The 21,887-nt window shown below is 34.9% G+C and carries 19 protein-coding genes and 1 riboswitch; of the genes, 9 read left to right on the plus strand and 10 right to left on the minus strand.

Annotation, left to right across the window (positions count from 1 at the left end):
- Nucleotides 1–121 precede the first annotated feature (121 nt).
- Genes CD003_RS18915 through CD003_RS18930 form a run of 4 tightly spaced genes read right to left on the minus strand, consistent with a single transcriptional unit; the run spans nt 122 to nt 4,411 of the window.
- On the minus strand, nt 122–985 hold the full coding sequence (locus CD003_RS18915; RefSeq protein ID WP_096202797.1) for an ATP-grasp domain-containing protein: 864 nt from the start codon (nt 983–985) through the stop codon (nt 122–124).
- The gene (locus CD003_RS18920) at nt 982–1,887 is read right to left on the minus strand and encodes an ATP-grasp domain-containing protein (protein ID WP_096202798.1); all 906 of its coding nucleotides are present in this window, start codon (nt 1,885–1,887) and stop codon (nt 982–984) included. Before CD003_RS18920 ends, CD003_RS18915 begins: the two co-directional genes overlap by 4 nt.
- The gene (locus CD003_RS18925) at nt 1,880–2,551 is read right to left on the minus strand and encodes a hypothetical protein (RefSeq protein WP_096202799.1); all 672 of its coding nucleotides are present in this window, start codon (nt 2,549–2,551) and stop codon (nt 1,880–1,882) included. The genes CD003_RS18920 and CD003_RS18925 overlap by 8 nt, the downstream gene beginning before the upstream one ends.
- 18 nt (nt 2,552–2,569) lie before the next feature.
- Nucleotides 2,570–4,411 (minus strand): hypothetical protein, encoded by a 1,842-nt coding sequence (locus CD003_RS18930; protein WP_096202800.1) that lies wholly within the window; start codon nt 4,409–4,411, stop codon nt 2,570–2,572.
- A 166-nt stretch (nt 4,412–4,577) separates the two neighbouring features.
- Between CD003_RS18930 and CD003_RS18935 the strand changes: the two genes are divergently transcribed.
- From CD003_RS18935 to CD003_RS18945, 3 genes are all read left to right on the plus strand, one after another.
- On the plus strand, nt 4,578–5,885 hold the full coding sequence (locus CD003_RS18935) for a bifunctional folylpolyglutamate synthase/dihydrofolate synthase (RefSeq protein WP_179295620.1): 1,308 nt from the start codon (nt 4,578–4,580) through the stop codon (nt 5,883–5,885).
- Between the two features lie 90 nt (nt 5,886–5,975).
- Entirely contained in the window at nt 5,976–7,640 is a 1,665-nt protein-coding gene (locus CD003_RS18940; protein WP_179295621.1) for a GGDEF domain-containing protein, read from the plus strand.
- Between the two features lie 172 nt (nt 7,641–7,812).
- Nucleotides 7,813–8,877, plus strand: coding sequence for a CapA family protein (locus CD003_RS18945; protein ID WP_096202803.1), 1,065 nt, complete (start codon nt 7,813–7,815; stop codon nt 8,875–8,877).
- 194 nt (nt 8,878–9,071) lie between these two features.
- Here CD003_RS18945 and CD003_RS18950 read toward each other — a convergent pair whose 3' ends face one another.
- The 6 genes from CD003_RS18950 to CD003_RS18975 all read right to left on the minus strand — a co-directional run bounded on the left by CD003_RS18950 (nt 9,072) and on the right by CD003_RS18975 (nt 14,078).
- Nucleotides 9,072–10,058, minus strand: coding sequence for a hypothetical protein (locus CD003_RS18950; protein ID WP_096202804.1), 987 nt, complete (start codon nt 10,056–10,058; stop codon nt 9,072–9,074).
- Nucleotides 10,059–10,072: 14 nt separating this feature from the next.
- Nucleotides 10,073–10,540: a PilW family protein gene (locus CD003_RS18955; RefSeq protein WP_096202805.1), complete on the minus strand. Its 468-nt coding sequence runs from the start codon at nt 10,538–10,540 to the stop codon at nt 10,073–10,075.
- Nucleotides 10,540–11,019: a type IV pilus modification PilV family protein gene (locus tag CD003_RS18960; RefSeq protein WP_179295622.1), complete on the minus strand. Its 480-nt coding sequence runs from the start codon at nt 11,017–11,019 to the stop codon at nt 10,540–10,542. The genes CD003_RS18955 and CD003_RS18960 overlap by 1 nt, the downstream gene beginning before the upstream one ends.
- Before the next feature lie 298 nt (nt 11,020–11,317).
- A complete protein-coding gene (locus CD003_RS18965; RefSeq protein ID WP_096202807.1) occupies nt 11,318–13,093 on the minus strand; it encodes a type IV pilus modification PilV family protein in 1,776 nt (591 codons plus the stop codon).
- A gap of 67 nt (nt 13,094–13,160) precedes the next feature.
- A complete protein-coding gene (locus CD003_RS18970; protein WP_096202808.1) occupies nt 13,161–13,661 on the minus strand; it encodes a type IV pilus modification PilV family protein in 501 nt (166 codons plus the stop codon).
- A gap of 27 nt (nt 13,662–13,688) precedes the next feature.
- Nucleotides 13,689–14,078, minus strand: a complete 390-nt coding sequence (locus CD003_RS18975) for a type IV pilus modification PilV family protein (RefSeq protein ID WP_096202809.1) — start codon at nt 14,076–14,078, stop codon at nt 13,689–13,691.
- A 174-nt stretch (nt 14,079–14,252) separates the two neighbouring features.
- Between CD003_RS18975 and CD003_RS18980 the strand changes: the two genes are divergently transcribed.
- The 6 genes from CD003_RS18980 (at nt 14,253) to CD003_RS19005 (ending at nt 21,761) form a co-directional block, all read left to right on the plus strand.
- Nucleotides 14,253–15,437, plus strand: coding sequence for a hypothetical protein (locus tag CD003_RS18980; RefSeq protein ID WP_096202810.1), 1,185 nt, complete (start codon nt 14,253–14,255; stop codon nt 15,435–15,437).
- Nucleotides 15,438–15,449: 12 nt separating this feature from the next.
- Nucleotides 15,450–16,970: a VanW family protein gene (locus CD003_RS18985; protein ID WP_096202811.1), complete on the plus strand. Its 1,521-nt coding sequence runs from the start codon at nt 15,450–15,452 to the stop codon at nt 16,968–16,970.
- Nucleotides 16,971–16,981: 11 nt separating this feature from the next.
- Nucleotides 16,982–18,637 (plus strand): GspE/PulE family protein, encoded by a 1,656-nt coding sequence (locus tag CD003_RS18990; RefSeq protein WP_096202812.1) that lies wholly within the window; start codon nt 16,982–16,984, stop codon nt 18,635–18,637.
- 15 nt (nt 18,638–18,652) lie between these two features.
- On the plus strand, nt 18,653–19,693 hold the full coding sequence (locus CD003_RS18995; RefSeq protein WP_096202813.1) for a type IV pilus twitching motility protein PilT: 1,041 nt from the start codon (nt 18,653–18,655) through the stop codon (nt 19,691–19,693).
- Entirely contained in the window at nt 19,693–20,898 is a 1,206-nt protein-coding gene (locus CD003_RS19000; RefSeq protein ID WP_096202814.1) for a type II secretion system F family protein, read from the plus strand. Before CD003_RS18995 ends, CD003_RS19000 begins: the two co-directional genes overlap by 1 nt.
- A gap of 134 nt (nt 20,899–21,032) precedes the next feature.
- Nucleotides 21,033–21,116: riboswitch (cyclic di-GMP riboswitch) on the plus strand.
- A 105-nt stretch (nt 21,117–21,221) separates the two neighbouring features.
- Nucleotides 21,222–21,761, plus strand: a complete 540-nt coding sequence (locus CD003_RS19005) for a type II secretion system protein (protein WP_096202815.1) — start codon at nt 21,222–21,224, stop codon at nt 21,759–21,761.
- The last annotated feature ends 126 nt before the right edge of the window (nt 21,762–21,887 follow it).

A 21,887-nucleotide genomic window follows, 5' to 3' on the forward strand; every position in this document is an offset into this window, starting at 1 on the left:
ATAAAGGAACGATACAGTCGGCAGTTTTAGAAGGGTTTGCGGTGGATATAGAAAAGCTGTTTAGTTAAACAAAAAGGGGAACAAGGCCACTGAACACTTCAGTGACCTTGGAAAAATAATTTTACCCGATCTCATTCAATCTTCTCATAATAAATTTCAAATATAGCTCAACAATATTAATCGAAGAAGTCGCACTAAGTGTTCTACTTCCTACTACATCTTCAATTTCATTAAATAATAAATCCCCATGTTCATCTAGTAAAAAATCAATTCCTACTAGTCCAAAATCAAACATATTGATAATCCTATCAATTAGCGATTTTTCTTTATCCGAAAGTTCATATAAAGTTGCCTCTCCTCCAAGAGTGAAATTTGCTTTAAAATCAGAATTAGAACTTCGTAATACAGCAGCAATGATTTCTTTTCCGATAACAAATACTCTGATATCTTTCCCAATAGTTCCTGCGAGTTTTTGAACAATGACCTCTTGATTTTCAAGCTTCTGCACACAGTTTTCAAATTCATGTTCTGAGGTAACGAGATATACTTCCTTCCCACCTCTTCCTTTTGCTCCTTTAACGATAAACGGATAATCAAAGGTGATGGAGTGTGGTTCTGGAATTTCTAAAGGGAAGAAAAGTGTATCAACCATTGGGATGTTCGCTTGTGCCAAATATTGATGTGTTCTTCCTTTGTCATTACAAATTTCTGAAACAAAAGAAGAATTAAAAATAGGAATCCCAAGAAACTCGAGCTGTTTACTGAAGAAAGGGTCGAGTGTACGTACGATTGCAAAATCCGGTAAAGAAACAGTTTGTCCTTCATAAGAAACTGATAGACGATGAGTTTCTATCTTTAACAAAAATTGTTCTCTATATCGGAGGTGAATAGTGAGATTTAGCTTTTTCCCTTCCGCTATTACCCAATCAATATAGTGTTTGTTTCGGATAGCATCTTCCTTAGCGTAAATTAACCAACCGTTCATTTTGACTCCTTTAACTTCTCAATAATAAAATCAATCATTGTATCAGCCACGTTAATCCCTGTACAGTCAAAAATGCTTCGAATATGAGCATTGGAATTAACTTCACAAATGTAACGCTTGTCATTTTCCCCAAACAATAAATCTACACCGGCAAAATTAGTTCCTAATGTACGAGAACAAGCAATGGCTAACTCTTTTTCTTCTTCAGAAGGAAAATAAGTCTCCATTTTTCCACCAGCACTAACATTTGCTCGAAAATCACTAGAAGATTTACGTATCATTGAAGCGACTATTTTCTCACCAACTACGTTTAGACGAATATCCTTCCCGTGACTCGTTTGAATATATTCTTGCAATACATAGGGAGTTCCACCGAGTTGTTTGATCTTTACAAGTAGCGCTTCTGCATCCTCAATAAGATAGACTTGTTGCCCGAATGACCCATATGCCTCTTTGATAACAAGCGGATAACCTAGTTCTTCTCCTATTTGTCTATAAGGGGTGTCATCAATCACATCCATACCTGAGAATATCATCGGCGCAATAATAGTTTTCGGGACAGGTAATTGGTGGTCAGCCAATACTTGATACATTCTTCCTTTATGGTCACATTTTTCAATTGAATCAGCTGAATTGAACACGGGTACTCCTAGGGCTTCTAACTGCCTAGCAAGGAGGATATCTTTGTCACCAAAAATAACAAAGTCTGGTTTTTTATGTTCAAATGGGCCTTTTATTGTTGATTTACCATTTTCCACTGTAACAAGGAGCTCATTATTTTTGATGATAATAGCTTCTATTCCTTTCCTACTAGCTGCCTCTTTAACCCAATTGGCAAAGTCCAAAAACTTTCCTTCTCTCAGGTTGCCATTATAGACAATCCAACCTTTTAATTTAGTCATTTGTTAGTCCTTTCTTGTGTAACATCAAAATGATTTCTAGTAAGCAGTTATAGATGTTTGTAAATTGTGCTAGTCCATTTTCAATAGTCAGTAGACGCCAATTTATTTCAAGTTGTATTGTAGTAATTCCGCATTCCCGAGCAATTGTTGATGAAACAGTATTTGGATTTCCTGCAGTAAATATTTTATCCACTTCTACGTTTGAAATAGAAAATGTTGTGAAAACCTCAATGATATCATCAATTAAAGAAAAATTTCCAAATATATTTTTTCCACGAGCGGTTCCTATGTCAATATTGTAGTCTCGTTTACTGGACATGATATGAAGATCTAATAGGAACTCGATATTGCTTTCTTTTACAATCGTGATGAGCATGTCTTTATAGGCGTTTTTCTCATCAAAGTTCGGATCATCATTGTTCATTTTTGTTTTATATAAACTAAAGCAGTTAGTTTCTTCATGAAGCAATTGAGCCAATACTCCTGTTGTATATTCCCCTTGTTTGACTTTTCCTTGACGTAGTTGAGGTACGCTATGAGGAGCGGAAACTAGAACAGGAATTGTACCTGGATGAAATAGAAAGTCAGTAGTTTCAGTCAAGTTCTCTTGAATAAAGCTTTCAATCATTAATTCAATTTGTTCTCTTTGTAATACCTTTTTCATATCTTTTCCTTTCGTCCTTTAATCATTTGATATGCTTTCTCTAAGCTTTGAAAACGAGATATAAATTGACAAAGGGAGTAGGACACATATTAGCATAATCTTATATGAAAATGGAATGGGAATTGTAAAAGTAGTAAGGATGGCTGCCATCATTGAAAAAAATTGCATATTTAAGTTTTTTCTGAACAGATACCCAAGATCCCTTTCAATTTCTATTACTTTTCCTATATGTTTTAATCCAAGATCGGATCTGATATGTGCTGGAATCCCTATTGAAACGTTCAAATTACTTTCTGAAGGAACAATATTGGTTTCTCGAGCTAAATCTAATGAGTTCATTACTAATACTCTAGCAGTAACTTTGTTTGAACGGTTACTAATTGTAATATTGTCCGTTTCTTCTAGCCCAAGTAATTTTAGAGAGTTTTCGGAAACACGAACAATATTACTTGGCTCATCTGTAGAATATGGACGTATGACTTTTAGCTGTATCCGTTCCTGTCTAATGATAAATTCACTAATTTTTCTTGTCACAAATTTTTTTAAAGGCTCACGCTTTGACACTTTGTATTCACGTAAGGGAATTAAATGGGCATTTATATAGCCTGTTTTTTTCAAAATCTTCTTTATCTTCTCTCGTTCTAAATAATCTATTTTAGGTAATGCTTTTTCATTTGCATAGTAACCTTCAATAATTTTTGCATCATCTTTTGCATTTGAACAAAATCGTTGAAAATAAAAAGAACTAAGTGTATCTGGAGGTAATTCATAGTCTAGAAATTGTCGTTGTATGAAGCTAAGCTTAATTTCATTATCTTTTAATGTAGAGTCCCAATCTATTTTCGACTTATGAATATCGAATGAAGCACCTGTACTACCATTCATTACCTCAAAAAACTCACAACCTTGTTCTTGGTCAAGAGAATCATAGATTGATTTTGAGACCATTACTTTCCCATCTTTAATAGATGTTACATTCATAGCCTTTACTTCTAAAAAAGAATACTTTTGATACTTCTGTATAAGAAGGAAAGAGGGGTGAGTATCTTGTAGTAAAAGCTTTTTCTTTGTTGACAGTGTCAGTCGAATTTCTTCCTCAGATAATGTATTATTGAGCTGAACTAAGCATCTTCTTGATAGACCATTTACTGGATTTATCACTGTTACATAATCATTTTCTAGTAAGTCTAATGCTTCTAGCATTTCTTGTGATAGGTCTACACGGTGGTGTGGGAAGATAGATCCTCTTTTTGTTGATAGTAAAAAGGGGTGAATTTGATTATTATTTTTCGTATCTATATTCTCAAGAAAGATGGCGATGGCTGATAGACATGGTAGTAGAGCGTGTACCTTGTGCTCAGTCTCTTCAGTAATAAATTTTTCAGGGATTTTTACTTGAATTGTATTTGTTTTGTCAAAGTTAGTTAAGGAGTTATTCTCAACAACGTCTGTAGACAATCCATGGTCTCTCATAATCAAGCTTAGCCCTTGTGTAAGTGGGGAATTTTGGTTACTTTCAATAGTAACTGTATTATTTAAATTTTTCACCAGATCTACTAAAATAACTGTTTCTATTTTCTCCTTTTTTATCAAATTTACTAACTTTTTATGAGCCTTGTCTGAAAAGAGACCTTCACTATGTTTACAATGATAAACGGCATGACAGGAAGTGATGCGGTTGAGTGTTGTGGCCAAAAAGTAATCGATTGTATTTGCATAGGGAAAAGCGATAAGAACAGAGCTTGTACCTTTTATTGTTTTAAAAGGAGATAGCTGAAGTACTGGAGGTTTTACCTGGTGGAAATTAACTGCTGATTGTAATGTTTGATTATCAATATGAACATTCTTTTTTTCTATCATAATAGACACCCTTTAACTATCTAATTGATTATTTAATGGAATATTTTAGAACTTTATTGAAGCCTTATAATCTATAGGATAAACTAACTATATCTTATCAAGAGCTAGTCATTTCAAGCAATATGTAAATAATTAGTTTGTCACCAAGACAATGAGGAGGAAACAGATGTTTCAGGATATAAACGAAGTACATTCATATATTGAAAAAAGAAAGGAGGCTGGGATTCAGTTAGGGTTAGATAGAATGAAGAATTTACTTGAGTTTCTTGGCCATCCGCAAAAAGAAGTAAGGGCTATTCACCTAGCAGGTACGAATGGAAAAGGCTCAACAATAAATTTTCTTAGAGAAATATTATTGAAATGTGATGTATCTGTCGGAGCTTTCACATCACCACCGATTCTAGGGATAACTGACCAAATATGGGTTAATGATGAGGCAATTAGTGATGATGGATTTGTTGAAGCAATGAATCAGTTCGCACCTAAGGTAGAAGAGTTTGAGGAAAAAGGAAATGAGCTCGTTACGGAGTTTGAATTTATGACTGCCTTTGCTTTTTATTATTTTGCTGAGGTTAACCCTGTTGACTTTCTTCTATTAGAAACAGGACTTGGAGGAAGGGAGGATGCAACTAATCTTTGTACACCAATTCTTTCCTTGATTACAAATGTTTCTTTCGACCACATGCAAATACTTGGTAGGACGATTGAAGAGATTGCTATTGCTAAAGCGGGGATTATTAAACAAGGAATTCCTATTATCACAACGGAAGAAACAAAGGAAGCCTTAGCTATTTTTGAAAATGAAGCAAATGAAAAAGGTAGCGGATTTTATTCACTAGGAGAAAATTTTCAAATTAAAAATGTGCTAGTAGCAAATGATGTCCAAACGTTTTCTTTTCTCGGTCCATATTTTGAGACGAAGGAAATTGAGCTAACGATGAAAGGTGTACATCAAATAAAGAATGCGTCCCTTGCGATTATGGCGGTTTCCTATCTAAAAGAAAAACAACTAATCAATGTTGATGAAGCTAAATTAAAAGAAGGTCTAAAGAAAGCACAATGGCGAGGTAGAATGGAAACGGTTAATACTGAGCCACTCGTAATTCTAGATGGTGCACATAATGAGGGCGGGACTCATGCACTTGCACAAGCATTAGAAAAGCATTACCCCGATAAAAAAATTCATGTTATTTTTGCAGCGACAAAGGAAAAAGATGTTGAGAGTCTCCTTAAGCCGATTTACCCACTTGTAGAGCAAGTTTGTTTTACCTCGTTTCAGTTTCCACGAGCAGCTAAATCAAGTGAAATGTTTAATCAGTCTAGCTTCGAAAATAAAATAGATGAAGATAACTGGAAAGCGGCGGTGAAATGGAAATTAGCGACAATGCAAGATAGTGAAATGCTTGTCATTACAGGGTCACTATACTTTATATCAGAAGTAAGAAGATTCTTTAGTGAAAAAATTGTAAATTAGCACTATAAAAATAGTGTAAATAAAATCCTCTTTATAGTAAAATAGTATAACAAGCTATTAACTATTATTGGAAAGAGGATGGTGAGAGAGATGAAGGGTTCAATTCAAGCTGTCATGTGGATTATGTGGACAGCTGCATTAGCAGCGTATGTGTACTTATTCGTCTCTTTTCCGTTCTCACACGCCGACCCTTACGGCCTTTTTGACTATATAATATTTGGATTATTAGCAATATTAGTTTCCTTTTTTCCTATTTTTTACCGGGAGTATTCTATTGTCATATTTCAATGGGTATCATTAGCAAGCTTTTTGCTATTTGGTATATTCGTAGAGATTATTATTACCCAAATTGCTGTATTAACAACAGTTATCATTACAGGGATTAATCGCCATAGCTTATATCGGATACCAATGAATTCTATTATGTTTCTCTTATCTTCTATTGCATCAGCAGCGGTCTATTATAGCATCCTTACTCTTTTCTCAGTGTTACCTGAAACGATGTTGACGATAATTGGGGCTTTTGCATACGGTATTACATTTATTATCGTAAATCATCTTGGGATTTTCTTTATAAGGAACGTACTTAGAAAAATTCCTTCAAAGTTCTTTACGAAAGGGTTTAATACAGAGCTTACTCTCGGATCGCTAGTGTTGCCGATTGGGGTAATAGTCGTGATGCTATATAGTGAAATTGGAAGGATAGCTGCTGTCTACATGGGGTTTTCTTTTATCGGTATGTCGTTAATCTTTAAGTTATATCATGAGAGCCGACGCTTAAACAAAAAATTAAAAGAAGTTAGTTTATTCGGTTATGAGTTAGGGGCTTGCTTAAATCGAAAAGAACTAGTGGGACTTTTTCTACAAAAACTAAAACAAATATTTACTCTTGACGCAATCCATATATATCGTATTACTAACGGAGAAATGAAGCTAGTTGAAGTATATAACCAAGAAGGAACAACTCTAAATGAAGAACTTATTAAGCAAGTTAGTCTTGCTACTTTTGAAGAGAAAAAAGCGCAAATTCGAAAGAATAAAAAATCAATTCTTTCAGTACCGGTGTATCAGAAAAATGATTTTACAGCGATTGTTACAATCGCGTTAAATGAAGAACGAGCTTTTCAAAAATGGCATCAGATGATCTTAGAAATAATGACAAACTATTTAGCTGTTGCAATGGATAACGCTACTTATTATGAAAAGAAAAAAGATGAGAGTGAGCGCTGTCATTTAACAGGACTGTACAACATTCGTTATTTCGAAAGAGCACTTGAGAAGGAAGTTGTGGCTAGTATTAGCAAGAACGAGAAATCGTCTGTCATTTTACTAGACCTCGACCATTTTAAAAAAGTAAATGACACATATGGCCATCAAGCAGGAAACGATGTTCTATGTAATCTAGCAAACATCTTAATTCAAGCCACAGATGACAAGGGTATTGTAGCTAGGTACGGTGGGGAAGAATTTGTAGTACTTCTTCCTAATACAGCAGAAATTGAAGCAAACCTAAAGGCTGAATCGATAAGACAGACAATAGAAGAACATCCTTTTGTAGTGAAAAATGACTTAGAAAACGGGGAGTCAGTAACGATTCAAATCACTGCCAGTATCGGTGTAGCGACAAGTATTGCAGATGAATCAAGTCCAATGGCCCTATTGCGGAATGCTGATAGAGCGATGTATACAGGGGCGAAGCAGAAGGGACGGAATAAGGTGGCTGCTTATGCACCAGTTAGGGCAGAGATAACCTAATTTGTTAAGGCTGACTTTAAGGTTGACAATTCACCTTTTGGTCAGTCTTTTTTCATTTTATATCTTTCTAGTGGAAAAAAGTAAACTAGGTCATATTAAAAAAAGTCAGCATTTATAAAGGTTATAATTAATAATCTAATAGTATGATTACATCGATAAGAGGACAGTCGACATGAAAAAACTTTTATTCTATCAAAGTATTACATTCGCTTTTATTTTTTCTGTTTTGTTTATTGTGTTCGTATTTGGTTCAATGGAACAAACGATGTTCTCTAAAGAAAAGGGTCAACGTGTATCTACAAATCACACATTTAAGCACATAGCGGATAATGTTCAAACGGAAGATGTAGGTGAACAAAGGAGAGCTGCTATTATTCGGGAACCAATTCGTATTGTTTTTGCTGGTGATTTGATGATGAGTGGCTCGATTGTACATACCGTTGAAACACATGGAGTTGATTATCCTTTTCACTATGTACGAGATGAGATTAAAGAGGCGGATTATGCAGTCGTTAACCTTGAGACAGCAGTTACGACAAGAGGGGAGTCATTTGCATATGACAAACAGTTTACCTTCAAAATGCCTCCACATTACCTAGAAGGAATAAAAAATGCTGGCTTTGATATGGTTTCGTTAGCTAACAATCATACAATGGATTACCGAGAAGAGGGACTTATAGATACGATAAATTATTTGAAGGAATACGAGATTGATTACATTGGAGCAGGCGAAAATAAAACGGAAGCTTATAAAGCTCACTTTGTTGACATTAAAGGCAAAAAGGTTGCGTTCTTAGGATTTTCACGAGTACTCCCTACTGGTACATGGTATGCGCAAGAGAATAAGCCAGGAATAGCAAGTGGCTATCAGCTTGATAGAATGGAACGTATAATTAAGAAGACAAAGAAAAAAGCAGACTACGTACTCGTCTATATCCACTGGGGAATTGAACGACAGCAAACTCCTGAACAATACCAAGTGAATAAAGGAAAAGCAATGATAGACGCTGGTGCTGATGCTATTATTGGAGCTCACCCACATGTACTACAACCAATTGAAGAGTATAAAGGCAAGCCAATTGCATATTCATTAGGAAATTTTTTATTTCCTGACTATGTTAGTGGACCAACAGCGGAGACGGGACTGTTGACGCTTGTGTTGGATGGGGATGAGGTTGGTTATGAGTGGAGGGAGTATGTGATTACTAATGATCAAATACACCCCGTCGGTGAGTAAGGCTGCTGAAAAAAAGTGTAATTTTCACTTTTTTTGTGGCCTTGAAGTAATGCGCGAAGCCGTTGCTCCATTCAAAAGCTTACTATGAGTGGTTTTCTCATATCAAGCGCGCAACGTGCGGAGTCATTACCGCTTCTCGAATCGTCTAGTTTGGACTTTTTCAGCGCTCTCTCGGTGAGTGACGGGGTGTTCTATTAATATATTACGTTAATCGATCCATCTAGTATGCCCCACTCATTTATATCGTAGTGGTATTCATATTGAAGTGCAGGAGGACAAAGCAGGTTGTTGTTTTCAATAAGATAGGAATATGGTTTCCAGGAGCCGTTTACATTGAGATAAGGAGTTCCTCTGACACAAACATTTGTCCCACTACCGTTAAAGTTAATTGGTGATTTAAAGTATGCATCACCAGATACGGTAAGAAGTCCATTACTCCCATTAAAGGTTAGGTCACTTTCAAAAAATGCATTACCACCAATCATGAGTACTCCATTACCTCCAATAACAACAGGTCTAGTGAAATGAACGGAAGAAAATAACTGTGACCGACTATTACCGGATAAGCTCACGTTAGTTGTATATTTTTGTAAAGGTAAATCATTTGGATCGACAGGTATGCCGCCATTTTCTACAGGTTCATTACCTGTTTGGTAGGACCCTTTATTTTCAATGTTAAAAGTGACCACAACATCTTTTACAGACTTTGAAATATTTTCAGTAATTCCTGTACTTCTAATTTCAATCAACATATTTTTAAAATCAGTACAATTATTAGTATTAGTTGTAGTTTTAGAATTGATGATAATAGGTGCATTGTAATCAATGTCATAGGTATAGCTTGAATTTGATTCAAATGAGAATTGTTTAGGTAAAGAAGTTGACTGTAACCTGTTTCTAATTTTTTCACAAAAGATCCGATCGTTGTTAACGGTCTTAATATTTGGGTCTGCTTTTGCCTCTTTTATGGCCATTGCAATTTCGCTTTCTATTAAGGCAACCGAATATTGAATTCCCATCTCTGCTATGTCTTTTGCTTGAGTCATGGATTCTGTTTTTCCTATTTGTAAAGCAGTATTTAACGTTTTTGAAAAGAGAAGAGGTGCAAAGATCATAATTAAGACGATTGTTAATAGAACGAGGAGTAACGTATAACCACGTTCATTCATGATAGATTTCATTAGTTACACGCCTCCTACAACCGCATTCTACTAATAATTGTACTTATTTCAAAAGTGTTATTTGGATTTGATTTATCCGTTAATACAAGTTGTTTAATGTGAAGGGCAGTTCTAGGGTTTATTGAATATGAGTTATTTTCTAGACTGTTGGTGTCTATTGTTGAAGATACATCATTCTCAGGCTGAAACTCTAAAAAAATATCATAGTATTGACTTGTAATTACCTGTGTATCCAAAACAATTTTCCATACACCATCAACAATTGTATATTCAATTTTGTAGTCACTATACGAATTCACATGAACTTCTCTTATAGTTGAAATAATTAAATTAGCTTCTTGTCGTAAATTACTATGCTTTTCACTTATCGATTTCTGGTTATAACTTTGTATTAAAACACTTGATACTAGTCCCATCACAATAAATGTAAGAGTGAGCGTAGCCAATAATTCTATTAACGTAATACCTCTTTTATTAAACATCACTCTTTCCCCCTAATATATCCAAATGTTTCAGCGAGCTTAATGTTGGTAGAGGTACTATCTGAATCGAAAATTTTGATGTGAACGAGGTACATGACTGGAAACTCAGGTTTAGTAAAATCAATTGATGTTTGTTTGGTTATGGTAACTTCCGGGTAGTAATACTTATCGTTTTCTTCATAAAAACAAGATAGACCCTCAAGTTCATTTATTAACAAATTGGGATATACTGTGGGGTAGTCCGAACAGGTAATAACATGGTCATTTACTATATTTCTATTATATTCCATCTCGACAATTCGAAGTGTTTTTTGTGCTAGGTTATATGCAACAATTCTATCACCATTTTTATTAGAGAAAACTAACGACTGACTAAAAAAACTAAAAAACGTTGTTAAAACAATGGTTAAAATGACAACAGATGCCAAAACTTCAAGTAATGTGAAGCCTTTTTGTGTGAATAGCTTTCGCAAATACACGTTGATATCCCCTTTGACTATCACTATGAAAGAATAGTATTTTAGTTAAATTAATCACCATGTTAATGTGTTTTATATGAAAAGTCAAAGGGATTTTTAATGTATATTTAGGGGGACCTTAATAATATTTAAACAGTTTGGTAGTTTGTTGAGGAGTAATTTATTTTATGTGATTTTAATGAGTAGACCATATGTATAATTTAACCAACCCCATCCAAAGGAAGGGGTTGGTTAAAGAGTTACGTTTCATTGTAGTTATACTGGTATGTTTGTTGAATGATATGGAACCTATTTCCTTTTAAGGACATTGGTTAAACGATTTATAAATAGTAGTATTAATTTTTAACCCGAAGTCATTTTGTTTTAGGTTACCACAAATTCTCTGGTTATTTTCATTATTTTCAATAGTGGATGAACCGTCTTTTGTTAGTACACCTCCTTCTCCTAAAAACTCCATATCTTGGACATATAACTTATCTGAAGAGTTGGAGCTAGTCATTCTAAAGTCAACACTTTCTGCGTTTCCTGAATTTCCAGACCCAGTAGAATTTAATACTGCTCTATTCGCTTTTATATAGCCTCTACTGAATATATCAATTCTTTTTACTGCCGTTAACTTGGAACCTTCCATTTCTATATTATTGCCATTTAGAGATATATAACTGTGTTGACTATTACCATCACTAGTAAAGTCAGCTCCATTAATTATTATGTCACCATTAGTGGATGTAAGTGTAATTGATTGGTTTCCATTGACGGTCCCAGTGATTTGAACTCCTTCTTCGACGACTACACCTAAGGGAGCTGAATATTCTATTACACTTTCTTCAAATTTAACTGTCCCAACGCTACTTGTTATAATCAACTTCTGATTAGTATTTTCTGCAGTTAATATAATTTTAGGTTGTAAAGGTACAATAGTCTGATTTCCTTCAGAATCTTCTTCAATTACATAGCCTGGTTTAAAATTAGAGTTTGCATCTGTTACATTAAATCTTCTTTGTTTACTAGTTATTTTACACTCAACTTTTGCCGTAATTAAAATTTCGTCCCCGCTAGCAATTGAATGTGTAAGCTGGATTTGATGCTCTCCAGGGGAAATAAAATTGGTTTCAATTGTAAATGTGTTATTGTTCACTCTCTCAATGGTGATTTTTGCAGGAGCAGAATCATGATTGATAATGGTTACACTATTGTCTCCTGCCTTTGGAATATTTTTTAACCCAGGTGGTTTTGTAATTTCAGTTATAGAACCACAGGAGTTACTAATAATAAAAGTTACTGGAATACTTAGTCGCTTATTATCAGCTTTAGCCCATATAACGATTTCATCATTATCTTTTAACAAAGGTACAGGAATATTGTGGCTACCACTACTATAATAATTTTCTTGGGTATCAACATTTATTCCATTTATAGTAATTATAAACTGCACATCATGGCTATCATTATTATGAATGGTAAGAGTAGCATCACCAATAGAAGGTTCATGTTCCAATGTAGGTGTTTTAGTCTGATCTAATAAAGCATCTTCTTTTTGAAGTAAAGAAAAGGATATAATTTCTTTAATATTATTTTGGAAAGTTAATTCAAGACTAACCTGATGAAATGTTGACAAATTTCCACTATGACAAAGTTGTTCATTGTTGATAAGGGAAGGCGAACTCCAAGAAAAAATTCTAATGTCTTCTGCTACAACATAAGGGCTTAATATTTGCTCTTGACCTTCTCGTTCTATTTCTTTGACTAAAATTCCATCAGTTCCAGCTTCAGGTAAATAATATTCTCCTTGGTTTGTAGAAAGAACAAAACCACAATTCCCATTGATGTTTTCTGTTTCTATTAGCTTGTTACTTTTATAAAATAAGTTATCTACTAGTTGATTTTTCAATATCCTTGTATCTAATCGTTCCTGTGAATTTGTAGAAAGGATGTTATTAAAGGTAAAACTTTGAACTATTAAAGCATAGCTTCCTGCAATAACAAAACCAATGATAGTAAGAGCGGCAAGGAGTTCTATGATGGTTATCCCTTTCGAGTTAAAATAAGGAAAGAATGTACCTTTACGTTTCATGATACTCATACCTTTCTAAGTCAACTAGAATGCTTGAACACTACAATATCTAGCTTTGCCTGTTATTTTATTCTCGACTTATCTCTATATAATTTAATGAAGGATTTTCGTTTTCGACACCAGCTACTAGCTGGAGAGTTGCTTTCATTTTGAAAGGAACAGGAGTGGGTGTTTGACAGGTAACCTCTAACTGGTACTGGCTAGGGTCTCTAAAAAAGATGTCTTTAAGATCACCGCTTTCTCCGTCGTAATGGAGTGTATAATGACTTTGATTTACATATGTACAACTTTCCATAGGATTGGGAAGCTGCCTTCCATCATAATATGTTGTTGTAGGTTCATGCTCTTCTTTTATAATTGATAAAACGTCTTCATAAATCCTTGCTCTTTCAACCTCAATCATTCCTTCAACCGTATATCTCGCTACTGCTAGTTTTTCAATTTTGTTATTTCCTTTTAACTCATTAACTAACATAGACATTATCATGGCTGCAAGCATTGAAATGATAACAATGGCAATCATTACAGTTAAAAGTGCTATCCCTTTTTGGTTGAACAACTTTTTCATACTGAGAACCTCTCAATTTCTTTATTATCAGGGTCTAAAGAGTTGTGTTGTAATTTCAATTGGAGAGCCTGTGTCCATATCAACAGTTATGGTAACTTCGTACAACTTATTTAGACTATTAGGGTCAATTAGATTTGAAGAACTTGATACATCTATAGATAGATTGAAAAGTTTATTATTCATTGTATTACTACAATTAGTAACAGTAAAACCTTCAATGTCAGTTTCACTTTTTACAAGCTCCATACAATTTTGAGCAACCAATAATCCATCTAACCTTTCCTGGTTAATCTGATTTGCAGTTAAACCGTTTCCGAGCATTGTACTAAAAGAAATGGCGAATATTCCAAGTATAGACATTGCCAAAATGACTTCAAGCAATGTTAGGCCATCTTGTTTTTCTTGTATAATTTTCATAGTTTCACCTTAAGTGTAAGTTTTTTATTTTAATAATTTATTATGTAGGTGTAATTGTGGTTTCTCAGCTTTTAATATATCTTACTTTATTATACAATGACTATATTGTATGTTACTAATTTCATATAAATGTATTTATATAAATATGACTTTAGTTAGAGAAGAGGTGCGTCTTTGTTTGAATTTATCATACCAGTAATTTCCGCACTACTTGTTTTCTTACTACTTGTTTTCATACCTTTAAAAATTAGTACAAAAATGTTAGTACAGATCGTCTTTATTTCGTTTTTAATGATCGTGCTTTCCTATCTATTATATGTGCTATATTCTTTTGCGTTTGCTTTTGGAGGATTCCTTATCCTATTACTCTTGTTTTCTTATATCATAGGCAAGCAGTTAGATTATGCGAAGAATTTTATTGAAGCAGATGAGTCTGAGTTTTTTCAGAAAACAGAAAAATTAACAATACAGACTTCTGAATCGAAAGAAGAAAACGTATCAAGTGGAAAATTGGATCAAAAGAAGATTGATTTGATGTTTAGTGAGGCTCCAGGTGAGGATAAAGTCACTACTGATAAAACAGAACATGATGAAGAGCATAATACTCATGAAGATAGTTCTGATGTGGATTCGTTAGCAGAAGAAGATATCCATAAAGAACCAGTAGAATTGGGTAGCCTAGGTTATGATAAAATTGATAGTGATACAGACGATAAATTAGATGAGTATAAATTAGACATTGATGATCAACAGGGAATGGATTCTATACAAGAAGAGCCATCAGGGGACCTTAACGAAAATCAATTCAACAAGATAGAGCAGGACGATAATGACTATAACGTTAGCGAAAAAGATTTGAATGAACATGATAGCGTAGAAGAAGAGAAGCTTAATGACGGGTTCCTTCGAGTTCCTTCAGAAGAGTTCCTAGAGGAAAGTGGAGAGTTTGATAGTGGTGAACAGGAAATTGAAGATATTTATCATTCACGTTCTAGAGAAATGTTTATTAGTGATGAAAATGATGAAGGTGATGAGGATTCACTCATGCCTCGTTCATTAGAAGAAGAGGACGATGATGAAACTACTTTATTAGGAAGGCAGTTTGCTGATGAAGGCGAATCACTTCCGCCAAGAATAAGCTCTGAATTAGATGAACTTGATGAAATACCTGCAAGTGAGCGGAATATAGAAAAAATGTTAGAAGATCTTGAATCGGGTGAAAAAGAGGTAGAGCCTGAAAAGAATAATACTCATCCAAAAAAAGAGGAAATAGATGATTTAGGGAACAGTATTATGTTGAAACGTAGTGAGTTATTTGCACAATTAGAAGAAGATGAAGATGAGAAAAAACGTAGGTAAGGGTGTGAAGCTGTGGGGCAGTCAAGCTCATTTGTTAAAGTGTTTCTGCTATTATTTATAAGCAGTTTTGCTATTTTCTCCTTCTCATTAGGCGGTACGTGGGCTTATGAGAGGTTTTTTAAGCCTGAAGAATTTCTGCCTAGAAGTGCGATGGTTGGAGGGATACAAGTAGGGGATATACGAATCTCAGAAGCAGAAGCAATAGTAACAGAAGCCATTATAGAATGGGAAAGAGAAGCTGATATTCGATTTTATTTCTTAGATGAGCAAGTATCACTATCACCGAGCTTAATCGAATTCCTAACGTCTGAAAGTGTACAAATAGCCAAAAACACTGGAAAAGCAGAAATAATCCCTATAATAAACAGAGCAACCTTAGAACAGGTTATTGAAGAAATCAAATATGATGAAATTAAAAACGCAGTTAATTATGACAACTTAAGAGAAGAGTTAGAAAATCAATTACAATCTTTAGCTAATAGCGAAGTTTATATTAACCTAAATGACTTCTTAAAAGATGGGTATCAATTAAAAGAAGAAGTAGTTGCCGAAACTACTATTTCAACTGAAGCTCCTCTATTTCTATTAAATTGGATAAATGCACTTGATGGAGCAATTATTGAACCGAGAGAACAGTTTTCATTATTAAAAACTCTAGAGGAAAAAGGACAAGGTCCTATGAAAAGTGAAGCGTTAAATGTCCTTGCGGCTGGAGTTTATCAAACCTTAATGCAAACGAACTTCACATTGCTTGAACGTCATATTGGAAGAACTCTACCGAGCTATGTAGAGGTAGGCTTTGATGCAATTGCCGTACCAGGTTCAATGGATTTAAAGTTTTTTAACTCGAATTACTATCCTTATGAATTAAATCTATCGTATGAAAATGGTCAGGTTGCTATAAGTGTTGTCGGTTTTTCATTTTTATATGAATATGAAATAATAACTGAGGATCGACGAACAATTGAGCCAAGAACTATTGTTCAGTTTTCAAAGGATAGAAGGATTGGAGACCGTCAGAAAATACGTAATGGTCAAGAGGGTCATTTTGTAGAAGTGTATAGAGTTAGTAAAAGAAATGACAATATTGTTTCTGAAACTAGGGTAGCTGAAGATTATTATCCCCCAGTACACCACGTTGAGGAATGGAGTTTATACGAAAGACCTGAAGAATTTGATGATGAAGAACTCGAAGAACTAGATGAGTTTGAAGAATACGATGAATACAATGATTTTGATGAGCGTGAGGATGGTAATGGTCAAAATCAACAAAACAATGAGAACTCACAGAGTAATGAAGGTTCACAGAGTAATGGTAGTTCACAGAATAATAGTGGCTCCTTTTGGGGTAATGAAGGAAATAACGGAAATAACGCAACTAATGAAAATAACGGTCAACCGTCAGTAGAAGATAATGAAAACCAAGAAAGAAATGTTAAGTGGTGGGAGCTTGATGAGAAAGATAAAATTCAAGGAATACCAACACCATATAACGATATCTATGAATACATTAGAAAGTATTACTCCAATTAGGAGGGGTTACGATGGCGCAAAAAAGGAAGCGTTTAGGTGACTTATTAGTTGATGCAGGGCTTATTACTGATAAACAATTACAAGAAGCACTTAGTACGAAAAAAGATGGTCAAAAGCTAGGGGATGCCCTATTAGAACGTGACTATATCACGGAGCAGCAGTTAATTGAAGTATTAGAATTTCAATTGGGTATTCCTCACATTAGCTTACATCGATACCCTATTGATTCAGATGTCTTAAAAATCGTCTCAAAAGACTTTGCCCGTCGTAATTTATTGATGCCTCTAAAGAAAGAGGGGAATCAATTATTTGTTGCGATGGCTGATCCGATGGATTATTTTTCAATTGATGATTTGCGAATGGCTACTGGGTTTCATGTGGAAACTGCGATTGCAGCAAAGGAAGAAATCATAACGGCTATAGAAAAACATTATAATTTGGATGAGTCATTAAGTGAATTTGAGATGGATGAGCAAGAGGTAACGGCTGTTGCTGAAGGGGATATGGACGACGCCCCAGTGATCAAGCTTGTGAATCAAGTGTTAAAAGTAGGCTTAATAAACAAATCCAGTGATATTCACATTGATCCGCAGGAAAAGAAAGTATTAATTCGCTATCGTGTAGATGGTGTGTTAAAAACAGAACGTGCTCTTCCAAAGAGTGTTCAAAATTCACTTATTGCTCGTGTGAAAATCATGGCAAACCTAAATATTACTGAAAACCGCCTCCCCCAGGATGGACGTATTAAAGTAAATATTGACCTACGACCAGTTGATTTACGTATATCCACTTTGCCAACAGTTTATGGTGAAAAGATTGTTATTCGTATTCTGGACTTAGGTGGGGCATTAAATAGAATCTCACAGCTAGGCTTTAATAAATTAAATCTTGAAAAATTTATGAAAATGATTGAACAGCCATCAGGGTTAATTTTAATTACAGGTCCAACAGGTTCCGGTAAATCATCTACCTTGTATGCTGCCCTTAATCATTTAAATACAGAAAGCGTTAATATTATTACAGTTGAAGACCCGGTTGAATATCAAGTGGAAGGTATTAATCAAGTTCAAGTAAATTCAAGTATTGGGTTAACATTTGCTGCAGGACTTCGATCTATCTTGCGACAAGATCCGAATATCGTCATGGTCGGGGAGATTCGTGACTCAGAAACAGCAGAAATCGCTATTCGTGCATCATTAACTGGACATGTTGTTTTAAGTACACTTCATACAAATAGTGCGATAGCAACGATTCCACGTCTGATTGACATGGATATTGAGCCATATCTTGTTGTGTCTTCATTATCTGGAGTTGTAGCACAACGACTTGTAAGGAGAATTTGTACAAGTTGTAAAGAAGAGAATGAACCGACTGAAATGGAAGTCAATTTGTTTAAAAAGCGTGGTATGAAACCTGGTAAAGTATATAAAGGGAAAGGTTGCCCTTTATGTAATGATACTGGATATAAAGGACGATTAGCGATTCAAGAAATATTAGTCGTTGATGATGAAATTCGTCAAATGATGATGAATAACAAATCAATCACTTCAATTAGAGATTACGCACTTAGGAGCGGAATGATATTCTTAGTCGATGACGGCTTATTAAAGGCGAAACAAGGGTTTACGACTATTGAAGAGGTATTGCGTGTTGCTTTAGATGAGTAAGAGGGGGAAATGTTGATGAAAGAGCGTCTAGACAAACTATTAACAGATGCTTTTAAGTTAGGGGCATCAGATATTCACTTAACAGTCGGTGTACCTCCAGTTCTTCGGATAAATGGAGAGTTAAAGCAATATGGAAAAGAGATTTTAAAACCTAAAGACACAGAAGCAATGGCAAAAGCAATTATCTCAGATGTTCTTTGGAAAGCCTTTCAAAAAAAGGGCGAGCTAGACTTCTCACATGGAATCCCAGGCATATCTCGTTTCCGTGTAAACTCTTATTTTCAACGTTCATGTGTAAGTTTGGCTATAAGGGTCGTACCAACGACAATCCCGACATTAGAAGATTTAAAGATGCCATCTGTCCTGCAAAATATCGCTAAAAAACCACAAGGGCTAGTTTTAGTAACAGGACCAACGGGTAGTGGTAAATCAACGACTCTTGCAGCTATGATTGCCTATATTAACGAGACAATGAAGAAGCATATTATTACATTAGAAGATCCAATTGAGTATTTACACAAACACAAAAACTCAATTATTGACCAGCGTGAAATCGGATTTGATACACAAAACTTTGCAAATGGTCTTCGTGGATGTTTACGTCAGGACCCTGATATTATTCTAGTTGGTGAGATGAGAGACTTAGAAACAATCTCTATCGCGATAACTGCAGCTGAAACTGGTCATCTAGTATTCGGTACACTTCATACGACAGACGCACCAGCAACAATTGATCGTATTATCGATGTCTTCCCACCAGAACAACAGCCACAAGTAAGAATACAACTTGCGAGTGTTTTAGGAGCTGTGATTTCTCAGCGCCTATTTAAAACAGCAGACGGAAAAGGTCGCAGAGCAGCAACCGAAATCTTAGTAAATAATTCAGCTGTAAAAAATCTAATTAGAAATGAAAAGATTCACCAGATTCATAGTGTCTTACAAACAAGTAAAGCAGCAGGAATGCACACCCTTGAAATGTCGATAAAAGAGTTATTAGAACAAAATGTAATTACTGATGAAGTTGCTGCACCATTTTTAAGTGAGAAGGGAAGCTAATGGCACTTTATCAATATACAGGAAAACATTTTCAAGGGCGAACAGTCAAAGGTAAGATGAAAGCTGATTCGGAAAAAGATGTCCAAACAACATTGGCTAGCAAAGGGATTAAAATCACTGAAGTTGAGGAAGTAAAAAGCCTTCTTCATAAAGAAATTACAATTGGTGAACGAGTAAAATCTCAAGATTTTGTAATTTATTTGAGGCAATTTGCCACATTGCTACAAGCAGGTATATCTGTTGTCGATACAACGAATATACTAGCAGACCAAACAAATAGTAAGTTGTTAAAAAAGATTTTAAAAGAAATCGAAGGAGAGCTACAAGCAGGCCGACCATTTTCAGAAGCAGCAGAAAAACACCGTAAAGTGTTTCCATCATTATTTATCAATATGGTAAAGGCAGGGGAAGCAGGTGGTAATCTAGATGAAATTCTAGACCGAATGGCTATTTACTTTGAAAAGCAACATAAAACAAAGCAAAAGGTCATGTCAGCTATGTCTTATCCACTTGTCGTAGGTGGGATTGCTGCGGTGATTGTTTTCTTCTTACTTACATTTGTTGTTCCGACGTTTGCTGATATGTTTGCTTCCTTTGGTTCTGAGTTACCGATGATTACTCAAATTGTCATGAATGCCGGAGAAATATTTAAATCATTTTGGTGGCTCATTATATTAGCTGTAATCGGTTCGATCTTATTGCTTAAGTTTATTCGAGATAACAAAGCTACTAAATATTATTTTGATTATGCATTATTACGCATACCTATATTTGGGAAGCTATTGCAAAAGGCAGCACTTGCACGTATGACTAGAACATTAAGTTCACTCTTTTCTAGTTCTGTACCAATCTTGCAAGCTGTATCAATTGTGGAAAAAATTGTTGGGAACGAAGTACTAGCTAAGGTTATCCGTCAATCACGCGTCTCATTAGAAAAAGGGGAATCGATTGCAGGACCAATGCAAAAACATTGGGCGTTTCCACCACTAGTCACTCAGATGATATCAGTCGGAGAAAAAACGGGGGCACTTGATACGATGCTTGAGAAAGTAGCTGATTTCTATGAAGACGAGGTTGACGCAGCAACAGACCAAGTCAAATCGTTAATTGAGCCATTAATGATTGTCGTTCTGGCTGGAGTTGTTGGAACGATCGTTGCTTCCATTGCCATTCCGATGTTCCAAATTTTTGATAGTGTTGGGTAAGGAAATGAAATAGGTAAATTGATTCAAGGATAGTTGATTATTTGTTGATTAATTACAATTAATTGCGATAATCAGTTAAAATTGTGACTAATTTCCCATGCTTGAGTAATGTAGGTATGGTACTATTAGGTTGTAAATAAATAGGATGCGATGAAGGGGAATCTGTATGTGGGCACTTGGATTACCTAGAGCAAGTAGTGCAACCGGCCAATTTTGTATACTGATACGAAGTTGGTTATTTTTTGTTATTGCTTGTCCTATTCAAGCATACTATTATAAAAATATAGAAATAAAAAATGAATGAATTATGAGGAGGAAGGGTTTTGTTAAAGAAAATGAAAGTTTTAAAGAATGAGAGAGGTTTGACACTTGTTGAGCTTTTGGCAGTAGTTGTTATTTTGGGGATTATTGCCGCGATAGCGGTGCCGGCAGTAGGAAGTATTATTGATAATAGTAAGAAGGATGCACATGTGGCTAATGGTTTGCAGGCTATTAATTCTGCGAGGTTAGCAATTGCTACGGAGTCTACATTACAACCTACAGGAACGAATGTTACTATTATTCCATTAGGTTATTTATTAAAAGAGGGCTTGATTGAATCTATCACTAGTCCTGATAACAGTAAACAGTACGCTACAACAGAAACTGATGTTACAGCTAAAAATGTTGCTACTGCTACACTACCTGCTGAATCGTATGTACGTATAACTAGTACTTCTGGTGGTTTTAATTATGAAGTATATTTACTTGGAGATAATAGTGGCACTGCTAAGTCAAGACATCTGGGTGAACAAAATACTCCAGCCACTGAAACTACTTTAAAAGGAGATAATTCAACAAAAAGAGCCACAGTAAAAAATTAAAGAATAAAAGAATAGGTCCATAAAACAAAGGTACCAGTTACCTCAAAAAGACAAAAGTCATGGTTATTCCACATGAGGTGGACATAGCAAAGTACTAAAAATTATAGATTGAGATAAAGACTTAGT

This window comes from Bacillus sp. FJAT-45350 (assembly GCF_002335805.1).
In the GTDB taxonomy this organism is placed as follows: Bacteria; Bacillota; Bacilli; order Bacillales; family NISU01; genus FJAT-45350.